The sequence below is a fragment of the Acidimicrobiia bacterium genome, from assembly GCA_040289475.1.
In the GTDB taxonomy this organism is placed as follows: domain Bacteria; phylum Actinomycetota; class Acidimicrobiia; order ATN3; family PSLF01; genus PSLF01.
On the sequence record PSLF01000009.1, the window covers coordinates 1 to 1,226 of the forward strand.

General features: G+C 44.7%; 2 protein-coding genes. Both read left to right on the plus strand.

The window, feature by feature from the left end; translation table 11 throughout:
• Positions 1–339 (plus strand): hypothetical protein (locus C4318_05910; protein ID MER3454678.1); only part of this gene is annotated, 339 nt, incomplete at its 5' end.
• Between the two features lie 55 nt (positions 340–394).
• A complete protein-coding gene (locus tag C4318_05915; GenBank protein ID MER3454679.1) occupies positions 395–1,171 on the plus strand; it encodes a hypothetical protein in 777 nt (258 codons plus the stop codon).
• Positions 1,172–1,226: the final 55 nt, after the last annotated feature.

Consider the following 1,226-nt stretch of genomic DNA (forward strand, 5'->3'; position numbering starts at 1 on the left):
GTTGCCCAAACATGTATTGCACTTCAGGCTAGGGGACTTAAGTATTTGAGTCTAAACTTCGCTGTATTTTCTAGGTTACTCTCGGGAGAGGTCCCGCTTACATTTTGGCAGAACATACAGCGGGCAATTGTAAAGCTGCTAAATCCTTATTTTCAAATTGAGTCTTTGTATTGCTTTAATAAAAAGTTCTTTCCAATTTGGCAACCCCGGGCAATTTTTTACGAAGAAGGTGTAAATCTTGTGCGCGTGGCGCTTTCTTATTTGGAACTTGAGGCGTTTTTGAGGCTTGGCTGGGTCCGTCGATGGATTTTTCCGCCTTTAGAATTGAGCCGTTCATAGCTAAGTTCCCTTGAAAAAAGTAGCACGTGGAACAATTGTAATACTCCGTTATGCAATGCTTCTGACAGTGTGCATGTTATCTTCATGTTTCCAAGAAAGAGGTAATATAGAGGCAGTACAAGCTGCGGCTTCAAAAGCACTTCAAGTAAACAGTTTTCGCTTTGAAATGCTACAAGAGGTAGTTCTGCCCAATGTAGCTTTACCTGTTTTGTACGAAATGAAGGGTGAGTATGCTTACCCAGATAAGGTGATTACTGAGATAACCACCCACGTAGGGCCTGATGTAAAGGCGCATTTTGTTATCTTGCGTTTTGGAAGGGGTTACTTTGTAAAGTTACCCGCAGAAACTCGAGCATTTTACCCTGGAGTAAAGGATTGGGTGGCGGGAAGTGTTGATGAGATTAAGGCATCGCGTTTTCTAAAGCTTCTTCCGGAGGAAGTCCAAGATATTTCGCAGACTATATCTCTGATAGAAGCGGCAGGTGACGAGGTGTCGCTGCGTGATTACACAGCGTTGGAAAAAAAGGGCGTCAATTATGTAGCACATTACGTGTTTGCGCTTGACGCAGAGCGTCTTGCTAGGGGGCACGCTCATGGTAAGTTTGGACTTTTTGCTTCAGGCGGCGGTGAGATATGGGTCGGCGTAGACGATTTGTTGCGTCAAATGCATGTTGTGTTGTTGGGGCCGACCAAAGCGGGTGGGGCAGGTAGAGTCGATGCAAAAGTAAATATTAGGGACCATGGGGCTGAGCTTTCGTTTAGAGCTCCTAGACAAGAAGATGTAACTTCTTTCGCGGCGCTGAAAAATCGTTTTCCAGATTCTTTTGCATAGGCGCTTAGCCAATTCGGAGCAGTGAAAAGATCGCTATATTTCGGCTACTTGTGAT